Origin of the sequence: Klebsiella sp. BIGb0399 (genome assembly GCF_003752615.1) — a bacterium.
GTDB lineage: Bacteria > Pseudomonadota > Gammaproteobacteria > Enterobacterales > Enterobacteriaceae > Klebsiella > Klebsiella lignicola.
Window position 1 is genome coordinate 216979 of the sequence record NZ_RKHT01000005.1, and the last position, 22866, is coordinate 239844.

The window sequence follows — 22866 nt, forward strand, 5'->3', positions numbered from 1 at the left end:
GGGGTAATTGTAATGATTAAAATGTGTCGCTATGCGTTAATCACAGCACTGGCGATATTCCTTGCTGGGTGCGTCGGGCAACGTCAAGAGCCTGCTCCCGTCGAGGAGGCGCAGCCGAAGCCTGAGCAACCCGCTCAGCCTCAGCCAACGGTTCCGACGGTACCGTCCGTGCCGACTATTCCTGAACAGCCGGGGCCGATTGAACACGAGCAGCAACCGGCACAGCCGGCACCGCGGGTGCGTCATTACGACTGGAATGCCGCAGTTCAACCGCTGGCGGCGCAAATGCTGCAGGCCGGTGGCGTCAATGCCGGAAGCATTCTGCTGGTCGACAGCGTGAATAACCGTACCAACGGTTCCCTCAACGCTGCCGACGCCACCAGCGCACTGCGCAATGCCCTGAGCGGCAATGGCAAATTTACCCTGGTCTCCGCGCAGCAACTGAACGTGGCAAAACAGCAGCTTGGTTTGTCGCCGCAGGATAGCCTTGGCAGCCGCAGTAAAGCGATGGGCATTGCCCGCACCGTCGGCGCGCAGTACGTGCTGTACTCTAACGCCACCGGCAACGTCAATTCGCCGGAGCTGAAAATGCAGCTGATGCTGGTGCAAACTGGCGAGATTATTTGGTCAGGTAAAGGTGCAGTTCAGCAACAATAAACTAACGCGCGACGAGGTACTGTCGCGCTATTTTCCCCGCTATTCACCTGTCGCCGACCCGGGCCAGCAAGGCCTGAGCGGCGGCAGTTGTATTATCAGCGATGGCGTCAAACGGCTGGTGCTTCGCCAGCCGCACGACCCTGAAGCCCCCGCCAGCGACTTCCTTCGTCAGTACCGCACGCTGTCTCGCCTGCCGGTGACCATCGTTCCTGCGCCGCGTTTTTATTCGCCGAACTGGATGGTGGTGGATTATTGCGCGGGCGAGATAAAAAGCGCGCTGCCGGGCAGTCCGCAGCTGGCAGGATTACTGTATCATCTACACCAGCAGCCGCGTCTGGGCTGGCGCATTGCGCTGGCGCCACTGCTTACGCGCTACTGGCAGCAGGGCGATAGCGCGCGGCGGACGCCATTATGGCTGCGCTGGCATCGACGTTTGCTGCGGCGCGGTGAGCCTCGTCCTCTGCGTCTGGCGCCGTTACATATGGACGTGCACGCCGGCAATATCGTCCACGCTGGAACGACCTTGCGGCTGATCGACTGGGAATATGCAGGCGATGGCGATATCGCGCTGGAGCTGGCGGCGGTATGGATCGCCCCTGAGGTGCATCGCCAGCTGGTGCGCGATTATGCCCGGCAGGCGCGTATTGATGAGCGCCAGCTGTGGCGACAGGTTCAACGTTGGCGCCCGTGGGTCATCTTATTGATGGCGGGCTGGTATGAGCGTCGTTGGCAGCAGACCGGCGACCGGCAATTTATCACGCTGGCAGATGAAACATGGTGTCAGTTAGACAAAGAATAAACGGATAAGAGAGGTCAGTGTGGGTCCGGTAATGTTGGATGTCGAAGGGTTTGAACTGGATGCAGAAGAGCGCGAGATTCTGGCGCATCCACTGGTAGGCGGCTTGATTTTGTTCACCCGCAACTACCACGATCCGGCGCAGCTGCGGGAACTGGTGCGCCAGATCCGCGAGGCTTCACGCAACCATCTGGTGGTCGCGGTCGATCAGGAAGGGGGCCGCGTTCAGCGCTTTCGTGAAGGCTTTACCCGTCTGCCTGCCGCGCAATCTTTTGCCGCACTGCTGGGGATGGAAGCCTGTGGCGCCCTGGCGGCCGAGGCCGGTTGGTTAATGGCCAGCGAAATGATTGCGATGGACATTGATATCAGCTTTGCGCCGGTGCTGGACGTCGGGCATATCAGCGCCGCCATTGGCGAGCGGTCCTATCATGAGGATCCGCAGAAAGCGTTGGCCATTGCCCGTCACTTTATTGACGGGATGCACGACGCGGGCATGAAAACCACCGGCAAACACTTCCCGGGACACGGCGCGGTGACCGCCGATTCCCATAAAGAGACGCCGCGTGACCCGCGCGCAGAAGCTGAGATCCGAGCTAAAGATATGGCGGTATTTCGCACCCTGGTGGCGGAAAACCGCCTCGATGCCATTATGCCGGCACACGTTATCTACAGCGACGTCGACCCTCGCCCGGCCAGCGGATCGGCACATTGGCTGAAGACGGTACTGCGCGGCGAGCTGGGGTTTGACGGGGTGATTTTCTCCGACGACCTGTCGATGGAAGGGGCGGCGATTATGGGCAGCTATGCTGAACGCGGGCAGGCTTCTCTGGATGCCGGTTGCGATATGATCCTGGTCTGCAATAATCGTAAGGGTGCGGTCAGCGTGCTGGATAACCTGTCGCCGATCAAAGCAGAGCGTGTTACGAAATTGTATCATAAAGGTTCATTTACCCGTCAGGAGTTAAGGGATTCTGCCCGTTGGAAGACGGTTAATGCGCAGCTGGAACAGCTCCACGCGCGTTGGCAAGAGGCGAAGTCTGCGTAATTGACCTGAAGTCTGGTGAGGATGCGATGATTATCTATTTACACGGTTTTGACTCAAACAGCCCCGGCAACCATGAAAAGGTGCTCCAGCTGCAGTTTATCGATCCCGATGTGCGCCTGATAAGTTACAGCACGCGGCACCCGAAACATGATATGCAGCATTTGTTAAAAGAGGTCGACAAAATGCTGCAGCTCAATACCGACGACCGGCCGCTGATTTGCGGTGTCGGGTTGGGCGGTTACTGGGCTGAGCGGATCGGCTTTCTGTGCGATATCCGTCAGGCGGTTTTCAACCCTAATCTGTTTCCGGCTGAAAACATGGAAGGCAAGATTGACCGGCCTGAAGAGTACGCGGATATCAGCACCAAATGCGTGAACAACTTCCGCGAAAAAAATCGCGACCGTTGCCTGGTGATCCTCTCTCGTCAGGATGAGGCGCTGGACAGCCAGCGTTCCGCCGACCTGCTGCATCACTACTATGAGATAATCTGGGATAACGAGCAGACTCATAAATTCAAAAATATCTCACCGCATCTGCAGCGTATAAAAGCCTTTAAGACCCTCGGTTGACCCCTCCCCACAACCCGTTGTATGACCATACAGCGGGTTTTTTTATGCCATTTTTATTGCCCGCTCAAAAAACATGCGGTAAAACTTGATGCATATCAATTTTGGTATGACCAATGACCCGTTCATGGTATTCTCAATATCGCTGAATGGTTTCACTGCTGTAACTTGTTGTTAAATAAGAGCTATTTTTATAACTTTTAATTAACAATTGGTTAATAATTTTAGGGGGTCTCGTGACTACACCATTGAAAAGAATCGTCATCGTAGGTGGCGGCGCTGGCGGGCTGGAACTGGCGACTCAGCTGGGGAGAAAGCTGGGACGTCATAAAAAAGCGAAAATCACGCTGGTCGATCGTAACCATAGCCATTTATGGAAGCCGTTGCTGCATGAAGTGGCGACCGGTTCACTCGATGAAGGTGTCGATGCGCTGAGCTACCTGGCTCATGCCCGCAATCACGGCTTCCAGTTCCAGCTGGGTTCGGTGGCGGATATCAATCGTGAAGCCAAAACCATTACCTTGTCGGAATTACGTGACGAGAAGGGCGATCTGCTGGTGGCGGAACGTAAGCTGCCGTATGACACCCTGGTGATGGCGCTGGGCAGTACCTCCAACGATTTCAACACTCCGGGCGTCAAAGAAAACTGCATTTTCCTTGATAACCCGCACCAGGCGCGTCGTTTCCATCAGGAAATGCTGAACCTGTTCCTGAAGTACTCCGCCAACCTGGGTGCTAACGGTAAAGTGAATATCGCTATCGTCGGCGGCGGGGCGACCGGCGTTGAGCTGTCTGCTGAGCTGCATAATGCGGTGAAACAGCTGCACAGCTACGGGTACAAAGGGCTGACCAACGAAGCGCTGAACGTGACGCTGGTGGAAGCCGGCGAGCGTATTCTGCCGGCGTTGCCGCCGCGTATTTCCGGCGCGGCGCATAGCGAACTGACCAAGCTTGGCGTGCGCGTGCTGACCAAAACCATGGTAACCAGCGCCGACGCCAACGGCCTGCACACCAAAGATGGCGAGTTTATCGATGCCGACCTGATGGTCTGGGCTGCGGGGATCAAAGCGCCTGATTTTATGAAAGAGATCGGCGGTCTGGAAACCAACCGTATTAACCAGCTGGTGGTGCAGTCAACCCTGCAGACCACGCTGGACCCGGACATCTATGCCATCGGCGACTGTGCCTCCTGCGAGCGCCCGGAAGGTGGATTCGTACCTCCACGTGCGCAGGCTGCGCATCAGATGGCTACCTGCGCGCTGAACAATATTCTGGCGCAGATGAAAGACAAGCCGCTGAAATCCTACGTCTATAAAGACCATGGTTCCCTGGTGTCGCTCTCCAACTATTCGACGGTCGGCAGCCTGATGGGTAACCTGATGCGCGGTTCGATGATGGTGGAAGGGCGTATCGCGCGCTTCGTCTACATCTCGCTGTACCGCATGCACCAGATTGCGCTGCACGGGTACTGCAAAACCGGGCTGATGATGCTGGTAGGGCGTATCAACCGTATTATTCGCCCGCGTCTGAAACTGCACTAATGTCCTGAAGTCTCAGCGTCCGGAGCAGGCCCACAGGTCTGTCCGGAGCGATAACCCGGCGAAGCGTCGATGCGCCGGGTTATTTCCAGAATATCCATCTGCTTTGCTCGCTATATCGTCTCAGATTCCTCTGAATCCCCGCTATTTGCCGCTGCTTCTCGCATTTTTCATCCGCTTTCTCATTTGCAAGGTTCCCTGCGCGATCGCAAAATTAGGGTTATCAGCAACAAGGGAGGATGTCCCGTGAATAAATCAATGTTGGCGGGTATAGGGATTGGCGTCGCTGCCGCGCTGGGCGTAGCAGCCGTCGCTGGTCTGAACGTGTTAGATCGCGGCCCGCAATATGCCCAGGTGGTTTCCAGCACCCCCATTAAAGAGACGGTGAAAACCCCGCGTCAGGAGTGTCGTAACGTCACCGTGACCCACCGTCGTCCGGTGCAGGATGAAAACCGCATTGCCGGTTCGGTGCTGGGCGCCGTGGCGGGTGGTGTCATCGGTCACCAGTTTGGTGGCGGTCGCGGTCGTAGCGTGGCGACCGTCGCGGGCGCGCTGGGTGGCGGCTATGCCGGCAACCAGATCCAGGGCGCGATGCAGGAAGGCGATACCTACACCACAACGCAGCAGCGCTGCAAAACGGTGTACGATAAGTCGGATAAAATGCTGGGTTACGACGTCACTTATAAAATTGGCGGTCAGCAGGGCAAAATCCGCATGGATCGCGATCCCGGCACGCAAATTCCGTTGGACAACAACGGCCAGTTAATTCTGAACAATAAAGCGTAAAAAAGATGCCATTCACCATAAGCCCCCCATCCGTTCAGGCTGGGGGGCTTTTTTTATCAGAAGCTCAGGGCGTAGTTCAGACCAAAGGTGCGTCCGCGTCCTTTGTACTCATACAGTGAACTGCTGCCGTAGGTCGGGCTATACAGCAGCGGCGCTCGTTGACCCCAGATGGTGACATAATCTTCATTCAGCAGGTTCTCAATGCTGAAGGTCAGCTTGCCCAGCGGCAGTTCATAACTGCCGATAAAGTCGACGGTATTGTAGCCATCCAGCTTGTTGCCGCTGGCATCACTCAGATCGAAGACCTGCTGAGTCTGTACGCGCAGTGACCACGGATCCGGCGCCCAGCCGACCCAGGCGGTGGCTTTCGATGGTGAGGCGAGGGTGACATCCCATTTCTGCCAGCTGCCGTCCGTCTTCACCTGTGATTTCAGGACGTTGAAGTTCGCTCCGGTACTCCAGTCGCTCTGCGGGAAGGCGTAGTCGACCGCGCCTTCCACCCCGTAAATGCGTCGCTTGTCAGACTGCACGTCGATGGTCATATCGGTGCGGTTAACGACGATGGTTTTGTCTGAGGTGGAATAATACGCCGCCAGCTGCGTGCGCAGGTTATCGCCGGTGTAGCGCCAGCCCAGCTCGTAGGAGTTGACCTTGATCCCCTGCAGCGGCGAGTCGCCGACGTTGACGCTCGACAGCAGCGGGTAGTTGCCGTTTACCGCCGCGCCATATTTACCGATGCCGTAGTATTTCCCCGGATCCGGAAGCTCGACCCCTTGCGAGAAATTAAACCAGGTCTGCTGGCGGTCGGTGAGGTGGGCAACAATCCCGGCGTTAAACAGGAAGTTATCGTAATCGGTTTTGCCGCCTGGAATGGCATCGGCCGAGTTGACTTTGCCGTTGGCCACGTCCTGCTGCTGGGCATAGCCGACAAAATCGTTGACCCGGTTCTCCGTCCACTGGTAGCGCACGCCGCCGCTCAGGGTGAAGATCTCATTGAGGTCATAACTGCTTTGCAGGAACGGCGCCAGGTTGGTGATGCTGTAGCCCGGATAGCGGCCGGTGGTGTAAATCGCGTCGTTGTGCAGGCCGCCGGATGCCATCGAGGTGTTAAGGTCGAAGAACATCTGGTTGGCGTTGAAGGTCTCGTGATCGGCATCCAGCCCCCAGGTCAGGTCCCAGCCGTCAAGCGGTTGGCTGTTGAGGGTGATTTTCGCCCCGTACTGATCGGTATCCTGTTTTGAGGAGGAGAAGCTGCTGACCTGGCCTTTGCTGAGGGTCGGGAAGGGGTAGAAGCTCAGCGACTCGTCGCGGTAGTAGATCTGGCTGACCAGGTTCTGGCCGTAGAAATCGGCGTCGGAGTATTGCAGGCTAATCAGATGACGTTCGGTACCGGGAACGCGGTCGGAGTCCAGCCCGTTGGTGGTGTAGGCCTTCCCGTCGCCGGTGACCGCCGACATATTTTTGCCAAGATAGAGGCCGTAATCGTCGCCCTGGCTTCTGTAGTATTGCGTCACCAGCTGCAGCTGGCGGTTTTCGTCGATGTTAATCGTCCCGGTGCCCATGACATCCAGGCGGTCAGAATGCTGCAGGCCGGTCTGGGTGTTATCGAGGATCAGCGCATCGTTGTTGCCGTCATACCAACCACCGAAGCGCTGATAGGCGACCGATAAACGCCCGGAAGCGTGATCGGTTCCGCCGCTGACCGCCGCCGCCACCCGTTCGTCATGGTCGTTGCTGTTGGCAAAACCGGTTTTACCGCCGAGCTCCAGATCCACCTGGCGCTCCTGCTGGCCTTTTTTGGTGACGATATTGATCAGGCCGCCGGTACTGCCGCCGCCGTACAGAGAGGTGGCGCCAGAAATCACTTCAATGTGTTCAATATTGAACGGGTCGATAGAATCCAACTGGCGGCTGTCGGTACGAGATGAATTAAGGCGCACGCCGTCAATCAGTACCACGATGGCCCGGCCACGCATGTTCATGCCGTAGTTGGTGCGTCCCTGGCTGCTGACGTCAATGCCGGGGATCAGTTGGGCCAGAACGTCTTTAAACTCCTTGCCGCCCTGCACCTGCTGTTCAATTTCCTGACCTTCGATAACCCAGGTGGTTTGCGCCATTTCGGCGACGGTGCGATGGGTTCGGTTGGCACTCACGATAATGTTTTCTTCATCGACCTGAGCGGCAAACGCGGGCAGGGCAGTAGCCAGCAGCAGTGGGTTAAGCACCCAGAGACGCGTGTTCATTCGCATTCCTTTTATGAGTAATTACAGCGTTGTTTTTGTTATTCCGGGGCAGACGCGCCGGTGGTTACAGACTGAAATATTTTGAAAAGCAAATGCGAATTTTGCACACATTGATTATCGTTATCAATATCATTTACAACAAAATAACGACTTAATAATATGAAAACATTAATAAAAATAAGGTTAAAGCTGGAGGGGAGAACGTGAAGGCCCGGTGGCGAGTGTCACCGGGTGGCAGCGCAGATTAGTGCTGAAGGATTTGCGGCCACAGCCGCAATGTGGTGTCGGCGATGCGCATCAGTTTCTCGAAGTCGGCGCCTTCGCGCGCGCTGATAGACATCCCTTGTAAAACGCAGTTTAAAAACTGCGCCAGCTGCTGGACGTCACCATTTTCCGCAAGCTCGCCGCGCAGCTGACGCTGCTGCAGAAACTGGGCCAGGGTCTGCTCCTGCTTCGCATGGCGCGATTTGATGGTGTTGGCGATATCGGTTGATGAGGCCGCCAGCGCCGCAGAGGTGTTGATCATAAAACAGCCCGCCGGCGTATCTTTGCTGGTAAAGCAGGTCGCGATGGCGGTGAAGTAGTCGCGCAACGCCTGGTCGACAGATTTATCCTCGTCAAACAGCACCGCTTCGTGCCGGGCGGCGAAACGCGAAATGTAACGGTCGAGTACCGCCAGGAATAACCCTTCTTTGTTGACGAACTCCGCATACAGCGTCGGCGCCTTTGCCCCGGTCGCTTCTACAAGATCGGCAAGAGAAGTTGCCTCGTAGCCGTGCTGCCAGAAAAGTGCCATGGCCTTATCCAGCGCCGCTTCCTTGTCGAACACTTTTGGTCGGCCACGGCTTTTTTTTGTGCAACTTTGAACGTCAGTTGTCATGGTGCCGCTGTACCTATGTTGGTTTGTTGAGTGGGCATTATAAAAATAAACGCCGCAACCTACCAGCGCCGAACCCGCAAAAATAAATAATTCATATATATATGAATTTTAAGTTGTTTATAAATAAATAAACGATCGTTATAAAAATGATTTGACGTGTGATATGGATCACATTAATATTTACCTATCGATCGTTAAGTTAATTCTTGCGACCCTACTAAAATCATCTGCATAGGTATAATAATCATGAAAACCATCAAAACTCTGACGCTGGCCGCTGTGCTGAGCTCTCTCTCTTTCGCCAGTTTTGCTGCTGTTGAAGTGCAATCCGCTCCAGCTAACCAACACAAAATTGGTACCGTTTCCGCGACCGCTGGCACCAACTTAGGTTCTCTGGAAGATCAGCTGGCACAAAAAGCGGAAGAAATGGGCGCTACCTCTTTCCGTATCACTTCCGTCACGGGCCCGAACACCCTGCACGGAACAGCTGTTATCTATAAATAAGTTTGTTTTACCCCTGTCATGCCACTGACAACACGCGAGCCTGACCCCTTTATCAGCTCGCGAGCAGTACGCTGTAAGATGTTCCTTGCTATGCCACAGACGTGAGGCGGTCTTCACCCCTTTATGAGACCGCTGCATGTCGACCTTTCGCGTTATCTTGTTTGTTAGATATCCATAAAAAAACCGCCTGTCAGGTTACCTGCAGGCGGTTTTTTTTATGTCGGTAATCCGACCGATTGCCCTTACATTGCTTGCTCGTGCGCCACATGGTGGCGGGTCACGTTAATCGGCATGCCTGAGCGCAGTTCCATGGCGTGGTTCATGACGTCCTGGTTGGTCGCTGGTGACTGCTTAAAGCTCTCCATTGTGCTGTTCAGAACGATCGGCAGGGTTTGCGGATCGTCATCCAGATGTTTGGACAGCGGTTGATGGATCTCCACCAGACGCGTGCCGTCCGGCTCAACGGAGGCCTTAATCGGCGTGTTGATGATGTTGACTCTGGTGCCCGGGGTAATCTTGTCAAACAGCGTTTTGATGTCATCATCGCGCAGACGGATGCAGCCGGAGCTGACGCGCATGCCAATACCAAAATCAGCATTGGTACCATGCAGCAAATAGACACCGCCGTAGGCCGCGAGGCGAATGGCGTGATGTCCCATCGGGTTTTCCGGCCCGGCAGGCACCACGGCAGGAAGATCTATTCCCATCGCTTTATAGCGGGCCCGAATGTTGGCGGTTGGCGTCCAGGTCGGGTTGGCGCGCTTGTCGGAAACGGTGGTGACCATGGTGGGCGTAATCGTATCGCCCCCCAGTTGGCCGATACCGATAGGGTAGACGGTAACCTCGTTTTTACCCGGCGGGTAATAATAGAGGCGCAGCTCGGCGAGATTGATCACCAGCCCTTCACGCGGCGCATCGGGTAACAGGGTCTGTAGCGGAATGGTCAGGACGCTCCCGGCCCGCGGCACAAAAGGGTCGACGCCAGGATTGGCCTGCAGCAAGGCCAGGAATCCGACGTTGTAGCGCTTGGCGATAGCCTCCAGTGAACCGCCGTTATTCTGCACGACGTGAAACTGGTTCTGCCCCACGACGCGGCTGCCCGCCGGCGGTAGCGGCCAGGTATTGGCGCGGGCGGGCAGCGCCATGACGACAGCGACGGCCATCGCTGCCAGCCAGAGAGATAAACGCGATACGGAAATAGTCATAATAAATAAGTGGTTATTTTTTATGCGGAAACAGACGGGAATTATCGCGTGGGTGAATGTGGGGAAACCCTGGTATATTGCAAAACATTTGTAAAGGTTGCCGGGGATGACAGAAACCGGCGGCCAAAGGGCAGGGATACGGTGCGCGTTACCGTATCCCTGAGGTGATTACGCTTATGCTGCGGCGTTCTCTTCGAGCTGGCGCATAAACTGACGTACCCACTCCATACGGGTTTTACGTTCGCCCAGGTCCTGCATAAACTTCAGGCGGGTCGGCCCGTCGAGGCGGAAATGCTGCGGCTGCTTCTGCAACAGGCCAATCAGCCATACCGGGTTGACGTTGTTCTTTTCATTGAACTCAATCACGCCGCCTTTCTCGTTGCCTTCCAGCTTACGGATACCGAGCTTCTGCGCCTGTTGTCGCAGGCGAGCGATGTCCAGCAGGTTTCTCGCCGCATCCGGCAGCAGGCCAAAACGATCGATCAGCTCGACTTTAATCTCTTCCAGATCGTGCTCATGCCTGGCGCTGGCAATCCGTTTGTAGAACGACAGGCGGGTATTGACGTCAGGAATAAAATCATCCGGCAGCAAGGCCGGCATCCGCAGCTCGACTTCGGTCTGCTGGCTGGTGAGATCCTCAAGGGAAGGCTCACGCCCGGCTTTCAGCGCATCGACGGCATTTTCCAGCAGCTCCATATACAGCGAGAAGCCGATGGTGGTCATCTGTCCGCTCTGATCTTCGCCCAGCAGTTCCCCGGCCCCGCGGATCTCGAGATCATGGGTGGCCAGTGCGAAGCCGGCCCCGAGATCTTCCAGCGAGGCGATGGCTTCGAGGCGCTTTTGCGCATCGGTGGTCATGGCTTTCGGATGCGGCGTTAGCAGCCAGGCATAGGCCTGGTGATGTGAACGCCCGACGCGCCCGCGCAGCTGGTGCAGCTGTGCCAGACCGAAGTGGTCAGCCCGCTCAATGATAATGGTGTTGGCGGTCGGGATATCGATCCCGGTTTCGATAATGGTGGTACACACCAGCACGTTGAACCGCTGGTGGTGGAAATCGTTCATGACGCGCTCCAGCTCGCGCTCGCGCATCTGTCCGTGACCAATGGCAATGCGCGCTTCCGGCACCAGCTCCGCCAGACGGTCGGCGGCTTTCTGGATGTTTTCCACGTCATTGTAGAGGTAGTACACCTGGCCGCCACGCAGCACTTCACGCAGGATAGCCTCGCGCACCACCAGCGAGTCGTACTCGCGCACGAAGGTCTTCACCGCCAGGCGACGGGCCGGCGGAGTGGCGATAATGGAAAGATCGCGCATTCCGCTCATCGCCATATTCAGGGTTCGCGGAATTGGCGTGGCGGTCAGGGTCAGGATATCGACATCGGCGCGCATGGCTTTGATGCGCTCCTTGTGACGGACCCCGAAGCGGTGCTCTTCATCGACGATCAGCAGCCCAAGATCGCGCAGTTTGACCTCATTTTGCAGCAGCTTGTGCGTTCCGATAAGAATATCGATTTTGCCTTCCGCCGCCTGCTCAAGGATCTGCGCCTGCTCTTTTGCGCTACGAAAACGCGATAGCATTTCGATGCGAACCGGCCAGTTGGCGAAACGGTCGCAGAAGTTATCGAAGTGCTGCTGAGCGAGCAGGGTGGTCGGCACCAGCACCGCGACCTGCTTGTGGTTCTCAACCGCCAGGAAGGCGGCGCGCATCGCCACTTCGGTTTTACCGAAGCCAACGTCGCCGCACACCAGGCGATCCATGGCCAGCGGCTGGCACATATCGCTGAGCACGGCGTTGATGGCCTGCGCCTGATCCGGAGTGGTTTCAAAGGGGAAACCGTCGCAAAACAGCTGATACTGTTCGCGATCGTGTTTGAAGGCAAAGCCGGATTTTGCGGCACGCTGGGCGTAGATATCGAGCAGTTCCGCTGCCACATCGCGGACTTTTTCCGCCGCTTTCTGTCGCGCACGGGTCCAGGCATCGCCGCCGAGTTTATGCAGCGGCGCGTTCTCTTCCGCGCCGCCCGCGTAACGGCTGATCAGGTGCAGAGAAGAGACGGGCACGTACAGCCTGGCATCATTGGCATAGATGAGCATCAGATACTCAGCGGTGATGCCGCCCGCCTCCAGGGTGGTCATTCCGGCATAGCGGCCTACGCCATGCTCGAGGTGCACCACCGGTTGGCCTTCATGCAGCTCTGCCAGGTTGCGGATTAAGGTATCGGGGTTGATGGTGCGCCGGGAATCCTGACGGCGACGCGCCACGCGCTCGCCCAGCAGGTCGCTTTCGCAAATCAGCGCCAGCGAATGTTGCCCATCGATAAACCCGTGCTCAGCCGCGCCAATCATCAGATAGCGGCCGTTGCCGCTCGCCTCTTCCAGCCGCAGAATATGTTTCGGGGCGATTTTGATGCGCGCCAGTACTTCACCGAGGGCTTCACGGCGGCCTTCACTTTCTACCGAGAAGATCACCGGGCCATCAAAAGATTCGAGGAAGCGGCGTAGATTATCCAGCGGCGCTTTGCTCTGCGCCTGGATGGAGAGGTCCGGCAGCGTCTGATAACCGAGGTTGGTGTTGGCGGCTTTTTCGGCCAGGCGCTCGGTTTTGAGCTGCACGCGCGGCCACTTTTTCAGCTCGCTGAACAGCTCATCGACCCGCAGCCACAGTAGTTCTGGCGGCAGCAACGGGCGCATAGGATCAACGCCGCGGCTCTCGAAGCGCGTGCGGGTTTCATTTTGAAAACGCTCGGCGCTGGCTTCCAGATCGCCGGTGTTGACCACCAGGGCGTTCGCCGGGAAGTAGCTAAACAGCGGCGGCAGCGGTTCATTGAAGAACAGCGGCTGCCAGTATTCGATCCCGGTCGGCAGCGTGCCTTTGCTGACCTGCTGATAGATGTGTTCGGCATCGCGTTTCACTTCAAAACGATCGCGCCACTGGCTGCGGAACAGCTCGATGGCGGTCTGATCGGTCGGGAATTCGTGGGCAGGCAGCAGATTGATGGCCTGCACTTCTTCCAGCGTGCGCTGGCTGTCGACGTCGAACAGGCGCAGGCTGTCAATTTCATCATCGAAGAAGTCGAGACGATAGGGCTGTTCGCTACCCATCGGGAACAGGTCAAGCAGGGCGCCGCGAGTAGCATACTCGCCGTGCTCCATCACCTGATCCACATGGCGGTAGCCGGCGCTGTCCAGCTGCGTACGCAGACCATCGCGCGACAGGCGCTGGCCTTTTTTCATCACCAGCGCATGCCCGTGCAGGAAGCTGTGCGGACAGACGCGCTGCATCAGGGTGCTGACCGGCACGATCAGCACGCCGCGTTGCATAGTGGGTAACTGGTAAAGGGTGGCGAGGCGGGAAGAGATAATATCCTGATGCGGCGAGAAGCTGTCGTACGGGAGGGTTTCCCAGTCCGCCAGGCCGATCACCATGCTGTCGGTAAACTGGCGGATTTCATCATTCAGACGCAGGGCATTTTGCATATCCGGGGCGACGAGTATCACCGGTCCGGCGTGGCGTTCGGCCATTTCCGCCACCAGAGTGGCGCAGGCCGCACCGGTTAATTCGCCGAGGTGCCGCTGATCGCCGGGCTTCACCGGCAGTGCGTATCGATAGTGTTGAGACATAGCTGTTATCAGGATCCCTTCGTGATTCGCTCTATGTGGATACCGTACATTCAATGATGATGATTATCCGTGATTGACCCGCATTCGCCAACCCGATTGACGGCAGGCGAGGGCATCCAGGGGAAAGATTCTGATAGATAAGCGCGGAGGAATCAAATATCCAGTTGATTTTTCATTGTTTTTTCTTCTCTCTGCGACAAAAACTTACCGTTTCAGTGATTTACGCGTTGGGTGATGACATATATACTCGTGCATCGGCTATCAGCAACCAGATGGATTACATGTACCAACCTGCCGCACTTTTTATTGGCCTGCGCTACATGCGCGGCCGTGCAGCCGACCGCTTCGGTCGTTTCGTCTCCTGGCTATCCACCATCGGCATCACGCTCGGTGTGATGGCGCTGGTCACCGTGCTATCGGTTATGAACGGCTTTGAGCGCGAGCTGCAGAACAACATTCTGGGGCTGATGCCGCAGGCCATCCTCAGCGCCCAACAGGGCTCGGTGAACCCTCAGCAACTGCCGGAAAGCGCTGTCAAATTACAGGGCGTAACCCGCGTGGCGCCGATCACCACCGGCGATGTGGTGCTGCAAAGCGCCCGCAGCGTCGCGGTGGGCGTGATGCTGGGTATCGACCCGGCACAAAAAGATCCGCTCACCCCGTTCCTCGTTAACGTCAAGCAAAGCGATCTCACCGCCGGGAAATATAACGTGATCCTCGGCGAACAACTGGCGGGCCAGCTCGGGGTAAATCGCGGCGATCAGATCCGCGTGATGGTGCCTTCTGCCAGCCAGTTTACGCCGATGGGACGGGTGCCCAGCCAGCGCCTGTTTAACGTCATCGGAACCTTCGCCGCCAATAGCGAAGTGGATGGCTACCAGATGCTGACCAATATCGACGATGCCTCGCGCCTGATGCGCTATCCGCTGGGGAATATTACCGGCTGGCGCCTGTGGCTCAGCCAGCCGCTGCAGGTCGATACCCTCAGTCAGCAGACGCTGCCGCAGGGAACCAAGTGGCAGGACTGGCGCGAGCGTAAAGGCGAGCTGTTCCAGGCCGTGCGCATGGAAAAAAATATGATGGGGCTGCTGCTGAGCCTGATCGTTGCCGTGGCGGCGTTTAACATCATCACCTCTTTAGGGATGATGGTGATGGAGAAACAAAGCGAAGTGGCGATCCTGCAAACGCTGGGGCTCACGCCGCGGCAGATCATGGTGGTCTTTATGGTCCAGGGCGCCAGCGCCGGGATCGTCGGCGCGCTACTGGGAGCGATCCTCGGCGTGCTGCTTGCCAGTCAGTTAAATAATTTAATGCCGGTGATCGGCGCGTTCCTGGATGGCGCGGCGCTGCCGGTGGCTATCGAACCGTTACAGGTCACGATTATCGCCCTGGTCGCCATGGTGCTGGCATTGTTGTCTACGTTGTATCCTTCCTGGCGCGCTGCCGCCACTCAACCCGCTGAGGCTTTACGTTATGAATAATATCCTGCTGCAATGCGACAACCTGTGCAAACGCTATCAGGAAGGCAACGTGCAAACGGACGTATTGCACAATGTCAGCTTCAGCATTAATGAAGGGGAGATGATGGCGATTGTCGGGACTTCGGGATCCGGCAAAAGTACCTTGCTGCATCTGCTCGGCGGGCTGGACACGCCAACCTCCGGCGACGTGGTGTTCTCCGGGCAGTCGATGAGCCAGCTTTCAGCCGCCGCCCGTGCCGACCTGCGTAACCGCGAGCTGGGCTTTATCTACCAGTTCCACCATCTGTTACCTGATTTCACCGCCCTCGAAAACGTGGCGATGCCGCTGCTGATCGGCAAACAGAAGGCTTCGGATATCGAGCGCCAGGCAAAAGCGATGCTGCACGCGGTAGGGCTCGAACACCGTAGCCACCACCGCCCGTCTGAGCTTTCCGGCGGCGAACGTCAGCGCGTGGCCATCGCCCGTGCGCTGGTGAACAAACCGCGTCTGGTGCTGGCGGATGAACCGACCGGTAACCTCGATGCGCGCAATGCTGACAGTATTTTCCAGCTGCTGGGAGAACTGAACGTTGCCCAGCGCACTGCGTTCCTGGTGGTGACCCACGATCTGCAACTGGCACAGCGTATGAACCGCCAGCTGGAGATGCGCGACGGGCGCCTGAACGCGGAACTGACCCTGATGGGGGCCAGGTAATGACTGCTCCGTTATCGTTATTGATTGCCCTGCGTTTTAGCCGCGGTCGGCGACGTGGCGGCATGGTGTCGCTGATTTCGGTGATTTCGACCATCGGCATTGCTCTCGGGGTGGCGGTATTAATCGTCGGCCTCAGCGCGATGAACGGCTTTGAACGTGAACTGAATAACCGCATTCTGGCGGTGGTGCCTCATGGCGAAATTGAGCCGGTCAAACAGCCCTGGACCAACTGGAACGAAGCGCTGGTGAAAGTTGAGAAGGTGAAGGGCATCGTGGCCGCCGCTCCTTACATCAACTTTACCGGGTTGGTGGAGAGCGGCAGCAACATGCGCGCGATCCAGGTGAAGGGCGTTGATCCACAACAGGAGAGCCGCCTGAGTTCGCTGCCGCAATATATCCAGAATAACGCCTGGGCCAGCTTTAAAGCCGGCGAGCAGCAGGTGATTCTGGGCAAAGGGGTTGCGGATGCGCTGCACGTGAAGCAGGGCGACTGGGTGTCGATTATGATCCCCAATTCCGACTCCGAACATCAGCTCCTGCAACCTAAACGCGTCCGTTTGCATGTGACCGGGATTTTGCAGTTAAGCGGTCAGCTCGATCACAGTTTTGCGATGATCCCGATGAGCGATGCCCAACAGTACCTGGATATGGGTAGCAGCGTCACCGGGATTGCGATTAAAGTCACCGATGTCTTCCACGCCAACACGCTGGTGCGTGACGCGGGGGAAGTGACCAACAGCTACGTTTACATCAAGAGCTGGATCGGGACGTACGGCTATATGTATCGTGATATTCAGATGATCCGCGCCATTATGTACCTTGCGATGGTGCTGGTGATCGGCGTGGCCTGCTTTAACATCGTCTCGACCCTGGTGATGGCGGTGAAAGATAAAAGCAGCGATATTGCGGTCCTGCGCACGCTGGGGGCCAAAGACGGCCTGATCCGCGCCATCTTTGTCTGGTATGGTTTACTTGCCGGTTCGGTCGGGAGCCTGATTGGGGTGGCGATCGGCGTGGTTGGCGCGCTGAAGCTGACATCGGTGATTAACGGGATCGAATATCTGATTGGGCACAAATTCCTGTCCGGCGACATCTATTTTATTGACTTCCTGCCGTCTGAACTGCACTGGCTGGACGTCGTTTACGTGCTGGTGACGGCACTGTTGCTGAGTTTGCTGGCCAGCTGGTATCCCGCCCGCCGCGCCAGCCGCATTGACCCGGCGAGGGTGCTGAGTGGCCAGTAATTTATCGTCATAACCGGCTTTGCTGGTTAACAAGAGGAATTGCTGAATGTACTACGGATTTGACATTGGCGGCAGCAAGATAGCACTGGGTGTCTTCGATCAAGAGCGGCGACTGCGTTGGGAAAAGCGCGTTGCCACACCAAAAACAGGTTATGAGGATTTTCAGCAGGCGGTGGAGTCGCTGGTACGTGAAGCGGACAGCCGTTTTGACTGTGAGGGAACGGTGGGCATTGGTATTCCGGGAATGCCGGAAACGGCGGACGGCACGCTGTACGCCGCCAACGTTCCCGCCGCCAGCGGCCAGCCGCTTCGTGCCGACCTCAGCGCTCGTCTCGGGCGCGAGGTTCGTCTGGACAACGACGCTAACTGTTTTGCCCTCTCAGAAGCCTGGGACGACGAGTTCACTCAATATCCGCTGGTGATGGGGCTGATCCTCGGCACCGGCGTTGGCGGTGGACTGGTACTCAACGGTAAATCGATTACCGGACATAGTTATATCACCGGCGAATTTGGCCATATCCGCCTGCCGGTTGATGCCCTCGAGGTGGTGGGGCGTGATTTCCCGCTCACCCGCTGCGGCTGCGGCCAACTGGGCTGCATTGAAAATTATCTTTCCGGCCGCGGTTTCGCCTGGCTGTATGAACACTTTTATCAACACAGCTTAACTTCCCCCGAGATCGTCGCCCAGTGGCAACAGGGCGAGGCGCGGGCGCGTGAGCATGTTGAGCGCTATCTTGACCTGCTGGCGGTCTGTCTGGGGAATATTTTAACCATTGTCGACCCGGATCTGCTGGTGCTTGGCGGTGGGTTGTCTAACTTTACAGCAATAAGCGAAGGGCTGGCGCAGCGCCTGCCGCGTCATTTACTGCCGGTTGCCAGGGTGCCGCGAATTGAACGCGCGCGTCATGGCGATGCTGGGGGTATGCGCGGTGCGGCCTTCCTTCATTTGACTCGTTAACCACAGGGGTAGCTATGTTGTCGCGCCGCTTACACCGATTGAGCCGTTTTCGCCGTAACAAACGTCGCTTGCGTGAACGTCTGCGCCAGCGGATTTTCTTTAAAGAGGATAAGACGGCGGTGGATACAATGGATAAACCTAAGGTTGTGGTGCTGACCGGCGCTGGGATTTCGGCGGAGTCCGGTATAAAAACCTTCCGTGCTGCCGATGGCTTGTGGGAAGAGCACCGGGTTGAAGATGTGGCGACGCCGGAAGGTTTCGCCCGTGACCCCGCGCTGGTGCAGGCGTTTTACAACGCCCGTCGCCGACAACTGCAAGGCCCCGATATTGTTCCAAATGCGGCGCATCAGGCGTTGGCGAAACTGGAATCGGCGTTGGGCGACAACTTCCTGCTGGTGACGCAGAACATTGATAACCTGCACGAACGCGCCGGGAATCAGCGGGTGATCCACATGCATGGTGAGTTACTCAAAGTCCGCTGTTCGTGGAGCGGGCAGGTGCTGGAGTGGACCGGGGACGTCACCGCAGAGGACAAGTGCCACTGCTGTCAGTTCCCGGCGCCGCTGCGCCCGCACGTGGTCTGGTTTGGCGAGATGCCGCTGGGGATGGATGACATCTACAGCGCGCTGGCCGATGCCGATATCTTTATTGCCATCGGCACCTCCGGGCATGTCTATCCGGCGGCCGGTTTCGTCCACGAAGCCCGTCTGCAGGGAGCGCATACGGTGGAGCTAAACCTTGAACCGAGCCAGGTGGGCAGCGAATTCGCTGAAAAACACTACGGGCTGGCGAGTGAAGTGGTTCCGGCATTTATTGAGCAACTGCTAAAGGATCTGTAAGCGCCGGGGCCTTACCCGATAATAAAAAGCGATTGCCTGGGTGGGCAATCGCTTTGATCCTGGCGTCGGGCGTGACGAGAATTAGTGACTCATGGCGTCTTTGGCCATTTTGTCTTTCGACATTGAATCTTTGGCCATACCGTCTTTGCTCATCGTGTCTTTATGCATGCTGTCCTTCGACATGCCATCTTTCTTCATCCCGTCTTTGGCCATGCCGTCCTTCGACATACACTCTTTTTTCATGCTGTCTTTGGTACAGTCATGGGACATTTTGCCCATACTGTCTTTCGCCATATTGTCCTTGGCCATATTGTCAGCCGCGTTGGCGCCGGCCATTCCAAACAGCAAAGCAGAGCACATCAGCAGGGTATTGAGCTTTTTCATTTCGTCATTCCTTCATGAGTGTATACGTTCTGGATCAATCACAGATGATGACCACAGTGAATTAGCTACCGCCGAACCAGTTATAGCCCTGGTCCTCCCAGTAACCGCCGGGGTAGCGATTGGTGATTTCAATAGCCAAAATATGTTTGGGGTTTTTATAGCCCAGCTTGGTAGGGATCCTTATCTTCATCGGGAAGCCATATTTGCGAGGCAAAATCTGACCGTCGTAGGTTAATGCCATCAGGGTCTGCGGGTGGAGGGCGGTTGCCATATCAATACTGGTGTAGTAATCATCCGCGCAGCGGAAGCTGACGTAGCTGGCATTCAGGTCCGCCCCGATCGTTTTGAGAAACAGGGCAAAGGGTACGCCGCCCCATTTACCAATGGCACTCCATCCTTCCACACAAATATGCCGCGTAACCTGGCTGACCTGCGCCATGTTATGCAGTTCGGCAAGGCTCCAGGCACGTTTATCGCTCACGCGCCCGGTGACTTCCAGACGATAATCGCTGCCATCGATCGTCGGCGCCTGATCCTCGCTATAAAACGCATTAAACGGGAAGGGGCGCGTTATCATGCTTTCGGGATATACCGGCGCGAGACCATCAGGGTTAAATAACCATTGTTGAACACGATCGTTAAATCGGGAAATACGGCTCAGGGTATTTTCGACCGAACTGTTATTACTGATGTCGCATCCGGTCAACATCATTAAACCGCCGAGGGTTAAGCCCTGTTTTAAAAAACGACGACGGCCTTCGGCAGACAGTTGTTTATTTATTTCCCGACTGGCGTCCTGGATAATGATGTTCTTATCGGCAGTCGGCAGTGATTTATCACGTTGGCTCATCAGAGACCTCTTATCGTCCACGGAGCATGGCGAGTAATGTTTTCGGTACTAACAGCACCATGATCAGATGAATCACCACAAAACCCACTAGCGCCGACATTGCCAGAAAATGGATAACGCGGGCGTTGTCATAACCGCCAAGTAATTCTCTCAGCAGGGGAAACTGCACAGATTTCCAGATAACCAGGCCAGATAGCGTCAGAATAATGCTATCGACCATCACGAACAGATAAGCCAGTTTCTGGACGTGGTTATATTGTCCGGCATGGTCATGGGCCAGCTTACCGCGCAGGGCCGAAAGTAAATCCTGCACCAGGCCTCGCGGCGACAGCGGCCAGAACTGGTGTGTTAATCGCCCGCTGCCGATATTCAGTGCCAAATACGCCAGGCCGTTCAACGCAAATAACCACATAGCGAAGAAATGCCATTGTAATGCCCCGCCGAGCCAGCCGCCGAGGGTAATAATATCCGGAATGTCGAAAGCAAATAGTGGCGATGCGTTATATATACGCCAGCCGCTGGTGACCATTATTAATATCGCGAGGGCATTCACCCAGTGACATATTCTTAACCATAAAGGATGAATGGTCGCGGGCTTAACCTGAAACGTTGGCGTGTTCATTGTTATATTCCCGGTCAGTGCGTTAAAAACAGTGTGGCTCAAAAGTGGTCCCCGATGTATCACAAAACCTTAAATTAATTGTGATAATTCCCGCCGGAAACTTATCCGCTGCCTGACCGGTTTCACCCGACCGGTTGCCAGTCGTAAGCTGTTGTAAAAAACCAGCTTCCATCACATTCCCCAGCGCCAGAGGGCAATTGTTGTGCGTCAACGCTAAATTTTGCACATCTCTTTTGGTCGGTTCTGCGGGTTGTTGCCAGATTTAGTGGTAGCCCAACACACAACATAATCAGCCAGTCGCGGAGTATCATTCATGCATCCATCGATGATGTATCAGGATTTAACGACCCGAGCGCTACTCGAACATGCCGCGCGCTATCACACCGATACCGGTATTGTCTCGGTCGGGACGTTAGCAGGACGGGAGTACAGCAGCTGGGGGCAGGTAGCGGAGAATGCGCGGCGTCTGGCCAGTGCCATGCAGCGCCTGGGGATAACGCAAGGTGCCCGCTGCGGCACGCTGGCGTGGAATAATCGCCGGCATCTGGAAATCTATTTTGGCGTCAGCGCCGGCGGGTGGGTGACGCACACTATCAACCCGCGTCTGTCCGTTGAGCATCTGGTGTTTATCATCAATGATGCTGCCGACGAGGTCCTGTTTTTCGACTATACCTTCCTGCCGCTGATCGCCGCGCTGCGTCCACACTTACCGACGGTGAAACATTTTGTTGTGCTGGAACCGCGCAACGAGGCGGCGCTTGCCACCGTGGACTCGCTGCTGTTCTTTGATGACCTGCTCGCCGAGGCGGACCCACAGTATCGCTGGCCCGATCTCAGCGAGCAGTCGCCCGCCTCGCTGTGCTACACCTCGGGAACGACGGGAAAGCCGAAAGGGGTGCTGAACACCCATCGTTCGCTGGTGCTGCATGCCCTCAGCGGCAATCAGCCAGATGCCGCCGGTATTTCGGCGCAGGATTCGCTGTTGCCGGTGGTGCCGATGTTCCACGTCAATGCCTGGGGAACGCCGTTTATCGCCGCCATGGTGGGGGCGCGACTGGTGCTGCCGGGGCCGAATCTTGATGGCGAAAGCCTGCTGCGGTTGCTGAGTGAAGAGCAGGTCAGCGTGGCGTTCGGCGTCCCGGTGATCTGGGCCGGCCTGCTGGCGGCGCTGCGCAAATCGGAGATTCGCTTGCCGCATTTTAAACGCTCTTTTGTTGGCGGCTCGGCTTTGCCGCCGTCGATGATTGAGGTGTTCCGCCGCGATTATGATATTGAGTTGATCCACGCCTGGGGCATGACGGAAACCTCGCCGATCGGCACGATCAACACGCCGTTAAGCAAACACAAGGCGTTGCCTCAGGCGGCGCAGGATAAGCTGGGTCACGGCCAGGGGCGGGCGATCTTTGGCATCGAGCTGCGGGTGGTGGATGTGGACGGCCAGCCGCTGCCCGACGACGGTGAGACTCAGGGATATTTGCAGGTGCGCGGCCACTGGGTGGTCGCCAGTTATTATGGCCGCCCGGAGAGCGCCATGACCCCGGACGGCTGGTTCGATACCGGCGATATTGGCACGATCAATCAAAATGGCTATCTGGTGATTCAGGATCGGGCGAAAGATATTATTAAGTCCGGCGGCGAGTGGATCTCCACGGTAGAGCTGGAGAACATTGCCATCGCTCACCCGGCGATTCGCAGCGCGGCGGCGATTGCGGCGCAGCATCCACGTTGGGATGAGCGGCCGGTAGTGCTGTGCGTCAGGGAGGAGGGCGGCGAGATCGAAGAGCATGAGCTGCTGGCCTGGTATCAGCAGCGAATACCGAAATGGCAGCTTCCGGACCGGATTCTGTTTATCGACAGCCTGCCGGTTAGCGCCACCGGTAAGGTACTGAAGAATCAGTTGCGTGCCGAGTTCGGTCAGATTCTGATGGGCGACGAAGCATAAATAAAAACGCC

Annotated in this window: 20 protein-coding genes; 13 read left to right on the top strand and 7 right to left on the bottom strand. The window is 56.7% G+C overall.

Translation table 11 applies throughout. The annotated features are described in order from the left end of the window. Positions 1-21: 21 nt before the first annotated feature. From lpoB to EDF82_RS01365, 6 genes are all read left to right on the top strand, one after another. On the top strand, positions 22-657 hold the full coding sequence (gene lpoB / locus EDF82_RS01340) for a penicillin-binding protein activator LpoB (protein ID WP_174510096.1): 636 nt from the start codon (positions 22-24) through the stop codon (positions 655-657). Beyond that, positions 638-1456, top strand: coding sequence for a thiamine kinase (gene thiK / locus EDF82_RS01345; protein ID WP_123753833.1), 819 nt, complete (start codon positions 638-640; stop codon positions 1454-1456). Before lpoB ends, thiK begins: the two co-directional genes overlap by 20 nt. Positions 1457-1487: 31 nt before the next feature. Continuing rightward, the gene (gene nagZ / locus EDF82_RS01350) at positions 1488-2498 is read left to right on the top strand and encodes a beta-N-acetylhexosaminidase (RefSeq protein ID WP_199733650.1); all 1011 of its coding nucleotides are present in this window, start codon (positions 1488-1490) and stop codon (positions 2496-2498) included. A 26-nt stretch (positions 2499-2524) separates the two neighbouring features. Next, a complete protein-coding gene (gene ycfP / locus EDF82_RS01355) occupies positions 2525-3067 on the top strand; it encodes an alpha/beta hydrolase YcfP (RefSeq protein ID WP_123753835.1) in 543 nt (180 codons plus the stop codon). Positions 3068-3300: 233 nt separating this feature from the next. Then, positions 3301-4605, top strand: coding sequence for an NAD(P)/FAD-dependent oxidoreductase (locus EDF82_RS01360; protein ID WP_123753836.1), 1305 nt, complete (start codon positions 3301-3303; stop codon positions 4603-4605). Positions 4606-4848: 243 nt separating this feature from the next. Next, on the top strand, positions 4849-5388 hold the full coding sequence (locus EDF82_RS01365) for a glycine zipper 2TM domain-containing protein (RefSeq protein ID WP_123753837.1): 540 nt from the start codon (positions 4849-4851) through the stop codon (positions 5386-5388). Positions 5389-5444: 56 nt separating this feature from the next. On the opposite strand, the gene EDF82_RS01370 is transcribed toward EDF82_RS01365, so the two are convergent. Together EDF82_RS01370 and EDF82_RS01375 are read right to left on the bottom strand one after the other, a co-directional pair. Next, positions 5445-7631, bottom strand: coding sequence for a TonB-dependent siderophore receptor (locus EDF82_RS01370; RefSeq protein WP_123753838.1), 2187 nt, complete (start codon positions 7629-7631; stop codon positions 5445-5447). Between the two features lie 244 nt (positions 7632-7875). Beyond that, the gene (locus tag EDF82_RS01375) at positions 7876-8511 is read right to left on the bottom strand and encodes a TetR/AcrR family transcriptional regulator (RefSeq protein WP_123753839.1); all 636 of its coding nucleotides are present in this window, start codon (positions 8509-8511) and stop codon (positions 7876-7878) included. A gap of 246 nt (positions 8512-8757) precedes the next feature. Between EDF82_RS01375 and bhsA the strand changes: the two genes are divergently transcribed. Further along, a complete protein-coding gene (gene bhsA / locus EDF82_RS01380; RefSeq protein WP_123753840.1) occupies positions 8758-9015 on the top strand; it encodes a multiple stress resistance protein BhsA in 258 nt (85 codons plus the stop codon). A 242-nt stretch (positions 9016-9257) separates the two neighbouring features. On the opposite strand, the gene EDF82_RS01385 is transcribed toward bhsA, so the two are convergent. Together EDF82_RS01385 and mfd are read right to left on the bottom strand one after the other, a co-directional pair. After that, positions 9258-10220 carry a L,D-transpeptidase family protein gene (locus tag EDF82_RS01385; protein ID WP_123753841.1) on the bottom strand — a complete coding sequence of 321 codons (963 nt, stop codon included), beginning with the start codon at positions 10218-10220 and terminating at the stop codon, positions 9258-9260. A 174-nt stretch (positions 10221-10394) separates the two neighbouring features. Next, entirely contained in the window at positions 10395-13841 is a 3447-nt protein-coding gene (gene mfd / locus EDF82_RS01390) for a transcription-repair coupling factor (protein ID WP_123753842.1), read from the bottom strand. Positions 13842-14122: 281 nt separating this feature from the next. On the opposite strand from mfd, the gene lolC reads away from it, so the two are divergent. From lolC to cobB, 5 genes are read left to right on the top strand one after another with little or no spacing between them, the layout of a single operon-like run. Further along, positions 14123-15322, top strand: a complete 1200-nt coding sequence (lolC, locus tag EDF82_RS01400; protein WP_123753843.1) for a lipoprotein-releasing ABC transporter permease subunit LolC — start codon at positions 14123-14125, stop codon at positions 15320-15322. Further along, a complete protein-coding gene (gene lolD / locus EDF82_RS01405) occupies positions 15315-16016 on the top strand; it encodes a lipoprotein-releasing ABC transporter ATP-binding protein LolD (RefSeq protein ID WP_123753844.1) in 702 nt (233 codons plus the stop codon). The genes lolC and lolD overlap by 8 nt, the downstream gene beginning before the upstream one ends. Then, on the top strand, positions 16016-17260 hold the full coding sequence (gene lolE / locus EDF82_RS01410) for a lipoprotein-releasing ABC transporter permease subunit LolE (RefSeq protein WP_123753845.1): 1245 nt from the start codon (positions 16016-16018) through the stop codon (positions 17258-17260). Before lolD ends, lolE begins: the two co-directional genes overlap by 1 nt. Before the next feature lie 46 nt (positions 17261-17306). Continuing rightward, positions 17307-18218, top strand: a complete 912-nt coding sequence (nagK, locus tag EDF82_RS01415) for an N-acetylglucosamine kinase (protein WP_123753846.1) — start codon at positions 17307-17309, stop codon at positions 18216-18218. A gap of 14 nt (positions 18219-18232) precedes the next feature. Further along, positions 18233-19057 (top strand): Sir2 family NAD+-dependent deacetylase, encoded by an 825-nt coding sequence (gene cobB / locus EDF82_RS01420; protein ID WP_123753847.1) that lies wholly within the window; start codon positions 18233-18235, stop codon positions 19055-19057. Positions 19058-19138: 81 nt separating this feature from the next. On the opposite strand, the gene EDF82_RS01425 is transcribed toward cobB, so the two are convergent. From EDF82_RS01425 to EDF82_RS01435, 3 genes are all read right to left on the bottom strand, one after another. Next, a complete protein-coding gene (locus tag EDF82_RS01425) occupies positions 19139-19441 on the bottom strand; it encodes a pentapeptide MXKDX repeat protein (RefSeq protein ID WP_123753848.1) in 303 nt (100 codons plus the stop codon). A 61-nt stretch (positions 19442-19502) separates the two neighbouring features. Beyond that, positions 19503-20291 (bottom strand): molybdopterin-dependent oxidoreductase, encoded by a 789-nt coding sequence (locus EDF82_RS01430; protein ID WP_123753849.1) that lies wholly within the window; start codon positions 20289-20291, stop codon positions 19503-19505. 10 nt (positions 20292-20301) lie between these two features. Next, positions 20302-20913: a cytochrome b/b6 domain-containing protein gene (locus tag EDF82_RS01435; RefSeq protein ID WP_123753850.1), complete on the bottom strand. Its 612-nt coding sequence runs from the start codon at positions 20911-20913 to the stop codon at positions 20302-20304. Positions 20914-21226: 313 nt separating this feature from the next. Here EDF82_RS01435 and EDF82_RS01440 point away from each other — a divergent pair, with 313 nt between their 5' ends. Further along, complete coding sequence (locus EDF82_RS01440) at positions 21227-22855, top strand: long-chain fatty acid--CoA ligase (protein WP_123753851.1); 1629 nt, start codon at positions 21227-21229, stop codon at positions 22853-22855. The last annotated feature ends 11 nt before the right edge of the window (positions 22856-22866 follow it).